This window comes from Pseudomonas sp. Root329, assembly GCF_001424925.1.
GTDB classification, from domain to species: Bacteria; Pseudomonadota; Gammaproteobacteria; order Pseudomonadales; family Pseudomonadaceae; genus Aquipseudomonas; species Aquipseudomonas arabinosi.
Genome location: NZ_LMCV01000044.1, coordinates 1 through 5,970, shown reverse-complemented (window position 1 = coordinate 5,970; position 5,970 = coordinate 1). Strand labels below are relative to the sequence as shown.

Sequence of the window (5,970 nt, the reverse complement as noted above, 5' to 3'; positions counted from 1 at the left end):
TTGTACGGAGATCGATTCATCAGGCCGACCTGGTGAAATGAAGGCCTGCCTGACGGCAGGCCATTACCGGCCCGCACACAAAAAATCTGACACTCTCCAGCTATTGGCCGATTCTGTTGAAAAAGTCGGTCTTTCACGACGGCCATTTAAGACGTGCGGACGACCCATCAATGCCAGAGCTCACGATTGTTCCAGTAAGGCAAACCACCTATTGATAGTGCACCCAAAAATGTTTTGGTCACTTCAACATAACGAGTACCCGGAAATATCAGCTTACGCCTCCGCTTACATCCGGTGATGTTCCAGCAAGAAGTCCACGAACAATCGCACCCGCGCCGGCATTGCCGCCCCGCCGACGAACACCGCATGAATCGGTTCCTGGTCCCCGGGGTTCCAGGCTTCCAACAGCGGAATCAGGTCGCCGCGCTGCAGATCCTCGCTCACGCTGAACTCACCGATACGTGCAATGCCGGCACCTACTCGCGCGAGTTGTGCCAGCGCTTCACCACTGCTGCATTCGATGTTGCCGCTGACCTTTAGGGAAAACTCTTTTCCATCGCGGATGAACGGCCAGTTGGGTTCGACACGCCGGAAGTTGAAGCGCAGGCAGTTGTGCTGTAGCAGGTCTTCCGGTTCCTGGGGGATGCCGTGGCGCTGCAGATACTCGGGCGATGCCACCACTATCTGGCCGGTGTCGCCGATCCTGCGCGCGGTCAGCGGGCTGTCGGGCAGATGGCCAAAGCGGACCGCGACGTCGGCCTGCCCGCCGAGAATGTCGACCACTTCGTCGCCGAGGGTGAGGTCGACGACGATGTTCGGGTAACGGGCGCTGAATGCTGCGACCAAGGGAACGATGGCTAGCCGCCCATGGCCAAGGGCGGCACTGACCCGCAATCGCCCCCTGGGTACGCCCTGGTCGGCGATGGCTTCTTCGACCTCGTCCATGTCGGCCAGGATACGCCGGGCGCCGCGCAGGAACGCTTCGCCCTCGGCAGTGAAGGTGATCGCTCGGGTGGTGCGCAACAGCAGGCGGGTGCCAAGACGTTGCTCGGTACGCGCGATGATCCGACTGACTGCCGAGGGTGTCAGACCCAGTGCACGCGCGGCGGCCGACAGGCTGCCTTCCTGCGCCACGGTGGTGAACACGCTCATTTCACCTGACCTGCCGTTGAATTCCACTTGTGCCTCCTGCGCAAAGGTGATTGCCAAAAATGCTATCTACCGCCTGAAAAGACGGGATCGTAACATTAGCGGCATAGATAAGGAGCCTTCCATGCGTATCAATCCACCACTTGTCGCGCTCGCCATCGGTGCTTTTGGCATCGGCGTAACAGAATTCGCCCCCATGGGCATGTTGCCGGGTATCGCTGCGGATCTGGGCGTTTCCATTCCCGCCGCCGGTTTGCTGGTCAGTGCTTATGCGCTGGGCGTATTGCTCGGCGCACCGCTGATGACCCTGACCACCGGCAGGATTCCCCGGCGCTATCTGCTGATCGGGCTCATGGCGATTTTCACCCTGGGTAATCTGATGTCAGCCCTGGCCACCGATTACTACAGCCTCATGGTCGCCAGGGTGGTGACCTCACTGAACCATGGTGCATTTTTTGGCGTTGGCTCCATCGTCGCCGCCAGCGTGGTCGCCCCGGAGAAACGTGCCGGGGCGGTTGCGGCGATGTTCATGGGCCTGACCCTGGCGACCATCGGCGGTGTGCCGCTGGCCGCCTGGTTTGGTGAACTGTTCGGTTGGCGCACCGCTTTCTGGGGAATTACCGGCCTCGGCGTGGTGACCATGGCCGCGTTGTGGTTCGCCCTGCCTAACCTGAAGACGCCGCAAAGCGTCGGTGTAATGGCCGAAATTCGGGTACTGGGGCGTGGTCCGGTGCTGGGCGCGTTGGCCCTGACCGTAGTCGGATCGAGCGCAATGTTTACCGTCTTCACTTACATCGCGCCGATCCTCAGCAGCGAGACCAATAGTTCCACCGCCTACATCACCGCTATGCTGGTTCTTTTTGGTGTGGGGTTGACGCTGGGCAATATGTGGGGCGGCAAGGCTGCCGACCGCTCGATAGATCGCACCTTGATCGTCTCGCTAAGCGTTCTGATTCTCGTCTTGCTGGCGTTCACCCTGCTGATGCGTTGGACGGTGCCGGCTGCTCTGGCCATCCTGATATGGGGTATCGCCAGTTTCGCCCTGGTGCCGCCGCTACAGATGCGCGTCATGGAAGCAGCGAAGGACGCGCCCAATCTTGCCTCTGCGGTGAACATTGGCGCCTTCAATTTTGGCAACGCGATTGGCGCAGCGCTGGGCGGAGCGGTGATCAACGCTGGTCTGGGTTATCCGGCGATTTCCCTGGCCGGAGCGGCGATGGCTGCTCTGGGGTTGCTGATGGTGTTGGCTTATGCCTGGCGTTCCAGAACGATTGAAGCAGCAGTGGTGTGACGAAGATGAGGGGGAGTGGTTCGTTACCATCGATGAGTGGCGGCAAGTGGCCGTTTTCTGCCTGTCGCCACCAGCAGCAATAGATATCTGTCCAGCGAGACAAATCGCGAAACTAAACTCCAAGCTCCCACCTTTGTACGGGGCTGAGCGGGTAGAAAAACGTGGTTTTCGCGTCCCAAAGAATGGATCTCTATAAATGAACGACCAACCTGAACTTTCTCTTCGTTTAATCCCCGCGCCAGTTGGCACCTTTTAAACACCGCCATATCGGTACACCGTCGCACTCCAATACTGGCTGCCGTTACGTTTTTGGCGAATCCATCCATCTGCCACCAGTTGTTTGGCGATCATTCGATTCATAAAGCCATGACCGAGCAGCAGAACCGGTCCTTCGCTGGCAAGGGACTGAAGTCGTCGAGCTGCCGTGCTGGCGCGCATCCTCGCAGTTCCGGCGGATTCGACGCTGCGTGAGTAACCGCACAACCATAAGACTCGAAGGATAAATGCCCAGGTAAACGGCGATAGCCGTGGCAGTTTCCAGTGACCATAAGGCAGTTGCGCTTCACAGAAAAGCGCGTCGACAAGGGCGGGCTTCAAGCCAAGAGCCTGGACAGAGGTCAGCGCACGAGGCGCGCTGCTTGAGACAATCACCTTGGCGGTTGCGGCGAGCTGCATACTGGCATCCGGGACGGGTTGGTGGGTAATTTCGGACCGGTTGTATTGCTCGATCCAGTCTTCCATATCGAGCGCTGACATTTTGTTGGTTGCGACCAGTTTTGGCTGGCCGTGACGCATCAGGATTATTTCCCTACTCACTGTATGTTTACGTCCTTGTTCAGGTGGGCGGTCATTGTGGAAGGAGTGCGGTTCCGGGAACTTAAGGTTTGACTCTCAAACCAATCGTGATCGCGGTACCACGCCACCGTGTCGGTGATTGTCAGCTCTAGTGGCCGGAAACTCAGGCCAAGCTCTTGTTCACTCTTGCTGTGGTTGAAACAGGTGCGGTCCTTCTCTCGTACCAACAGGCGCAACGTGGCCATGCTCAGCAGAATGGGCTTGCTGGTAAGACGCGCATAAATCTCCTGCACAGCCGCCAAGGTGAATAGTAAGGGGAGCGGTAGTTGTCGAACGGGGGTCTTGACGCCCGCTATACGTCCAAGAATAGGCACCAGCTCACGCATTGTCATATGCCGGCCCGCCGCGAGATAGCGCTCACCTCGCCGCCCATGTTTGGCAGCGGCAATCTGCGCTAATGCCACATCGCGGGCATCAACAACGGAGAAGCTACCGGGGATCAGTCCGGGTAATTTGCCGTGCACGACATCGTTAACCAACTGTCCCGAGGAGGTCGGGCCAATGTCGGCAGGGCCCCACATCCAGCCAGGCAGGACCATGCAGGCATGCATCTCGGGATGGAGCTCCAGGAACGACAAGACGACACGGTCGGCGAGGATCTTGCTTCGGTAGTAGTCATCCGCATCGGCGTCGGCCCGCAGACATGTCTCATCGATGGACATTCCAGGTGCGCCGTCGAGCACGGCAATGGACGACGTATGGATGAACCGTCGTATACCGGCGCGGTAGGCCTGGTTTAGCAGGCACCGCGTACCAGACACATTAATCTTTTCGAGTTCCTTCCAGTGGCTGCCGCCCTTGTAGTTGTCGCGAAAGAACGCCGCGGTGTGAAACATCGTATCGCAGCCTTGCAGCGACGCTGAGAATGCGTCGACATCGGCCATGTCCCCAACGACCAGTTCCACACCCGGCAAATTGTTGAACTGCTGTTCACCTTTGGCTCTTGAGCGGACCAGGGCTTTGACCGCGTAGCCACGAGCGACCAATTCACGCACCAGGTTGTTGCCCAACAAGCCGGTTGCGCCAGTAACGAATGCGCTGTTCATGGCTCAACCCTCAGCTGGATAGGCTAACGGCATCAGCACCGCACTGTCGAAGAAGGCCTCTTCACGGATGGCCAGCCCGTCTCTGAAGGTGAAGTGTGCGGCGTAGTACGCGGTAATATGGCGTCCATGAGGTGGAATCACCCGGCCTGGCAGCACCAAGGGTGCGGCGAATGTGCCGGTCAGGAAGGCAGTCAGCGCCAAACGATCGTTACCGACGGCGAATGGGCTGAAAATCACTTGGGCATCGGGGAGCGCTTCGAGCAATGCGATCTCTCGTTTGCGCATGGCTTCGCGACCGGTTTGTATCCCCATGCTATCGAGGTAGATGAAGTCTTCGCAAACCAGCGCAAGCATCGCCTCCACATCACGGCGATTGAAGGCACTGGCGGCGCGTTCCGCATAGTTGTTGGGGCCAGTAGTCATACATTCCATTCGTTTTCGAGGGCTTGTAGATATACCTTTGAGGCGGCTCCCGAAAAACGGCGACTACTGCATAATGGATTTGCACATATGCAGATCAGGGAGGATATGAAGCATGGCGTTGCAAGCAAATTGGGACGATCTTCGTCTGTTGTTGGCAGTCTCGCGGCGTGGTAGCTTTCTTCAAGCTGGCCAAATGCTGGGTATTGCGGCGTCTACTGTGTCCCGCCGGTTGACCCAACTTGAGAGCGCCCTGGGCGAGTTACTCGTCGAGCGGGGCGTTGAAGGATGCTGGTTGACCTCGCGCGGCCAATCCCTCGTGGAAGTTGCCCTAGCGGCGGAGGCGGGCTTGAGGCGTCAAACCGTTGCTGGCATGTCCGGGCTACACACAGAGCTATTTGGCAGTGTCCTGGTCAGTGCAGGAGAGGGATTTTCGTCTTGCGTGCTGGAGGCTGCGAGTCGCTTCACCTCTCTTCACCCGCGTTGCTCGGTGGAGTTGATGGCAACAGCCGACTTTCACAAGATCGTCCGCGGCGTGGCAGACATTGCTGTACGCACAACTCATCTAGGCGAACCGTCGCTGATTTATCGACCAATAGGCAGGCTCGCTTACGGTGTCTTCGCCGATGCAGGTTATCTGAAACGGTATCCAGGGGTGACTCCGGCCACTGCGGTCAATATTGCCTTGCTTCCTCCGCTGGACATGTTGCCGCAAATGCGTGCGGCAAAGGCCGCGGGTCTGGAACGCGCGCAGATCAGCGTGAACTCGTTCGCGGTTCAGCTCGAATCGGTGAGGCGAGGAATGGGTGTGGCAGTACTGCCCCATATTCTGGCAAAGGACTTGATCGAGTTGTTCCCGGATTTCCAACTTCCAGATATGGAAGTCTATCTGGTGACCCGGCCTCAGGCATTGAAACAGGCTCACATCAAATGTTTTTTTGCCATCCTGGAGCAGGTGCTGCTCGAAGCCCTTTCCATAGCAAATGCGGAAGGTTACCTCTTGGGGGGCGACCCGAAATGGGTGCATGGGGGCGCTAGCCAAAATAATTGAGATTGGTTCAGTCAAGACATTAGCTAACGAAGTTACCAATGAAACCATGACCGGCAGAGATCGACCCATTATAGATAGTCCGTCCCGCCTTCACCGATACTGGTAACGGTTGGCAGGTAGCTGTCAGCGAGGGTGGAACATGCACCTGTAGACTACGA

At 58.0% G+C, this 5,970-nt stretch carries 6 protein-coding genes; 2 read left to right on the top strand and 4 right to left on the bottom strand.

Annotated elements, in window-relative coordinates; genetic code table 11:
- Positions 1 to 285: 285 nt before the first annotated feature.
- Entirely contained in the window at positions 286 to 1,179 is an 894-nt protein-coding gene (locus tag ASC74_RS25480; RefSeq protein ID WP_056745067.1) for a LysR family transcriptional regulator, read from the bottom strand.
- A gap of 94 nt (positions 1,180 to 1,273) precedes the next feature.
- Between ASC74_RS25480 and ASC74_RS25475 the strand changes: the two genes are divergently transcribed.
- Entirely contained in the window at positions 1,274 to 2,440 is a 1,167-nt protein-coding gene (locus tag ASC74_RS25475; protein WP_048392538.1) for an MFS transporter, read from the top strand.
- A gap of 252 nt (positions 2,441 to 2,692) precedes the next feature.
- On the opposite strand, the gene ASC74_RS25470 is transcribed toward ASC74_RS25475, so the two are convergent.
- The 3 genes from ASC74_RS25470 to ASC74_RS25460 are packed head-to-tail and all read right to left on the bottom strand — an operon-like array spanning position 2,693 to position 4,764.
- Positions 2,693 to 3,235, bottom strand: coding sequence for a hypothetical protein (locus tag ASC74_RS25470; protein ID WP_056745065.1), 543 nt, complete (start codon positions 3,233 to 3,235; stop codon positions 2,693 to 2,695).
- Between the two features lie 17 nt (positions 3,236 to 3,252).
- Positions 3,253 to 4,341, bottom strand: a complete 1,089-nt coding sequence (locus ASC74_RS25465) for an SDR family oxidoreductase (protein ID WP_056745064.1) — start codon at positions 4,339 to 4,341, stop codon at positions 3,253 to 3,255.
- 3 nt (positions 4,342 to 4,344) lie between these two features.
- Positions 4,345 to 4,764 carry an ester cyclase gene (locus tag ASC74_RS25460; RefSeq protein WP_056745061.1) on the bottom strand — a complete coding sequence of 140 codons (420 nt, stop codon included), beginning with the start codon at positions 4,762 to 4,764 and terminating at the stop codon, positions 4,345 to 4,347.
- A 112-nt stretch (positions 4,765 to 4,876) separates the two neighbouring features.
- Between ASC74_RS25460 and ASC74_RS25455 the strand changes: the two genes are divergently transcribed.
- Positions 4,877 to 5,812 carry a LysR family transcriptional regulator gene (locus tag ASC74_RS25455; RefSeq protein ID WP_056745059.1) on the top strand — a complete coding sequence of 312 codons (936 nt, stop codon included), beginning with the start codon at positions 4,877 to 4,879 and terminating at the stop codon, positions 5,810 to 5,812.
- Positions 5,813 to 5,970: the final 158 nt, after the last annotated feature.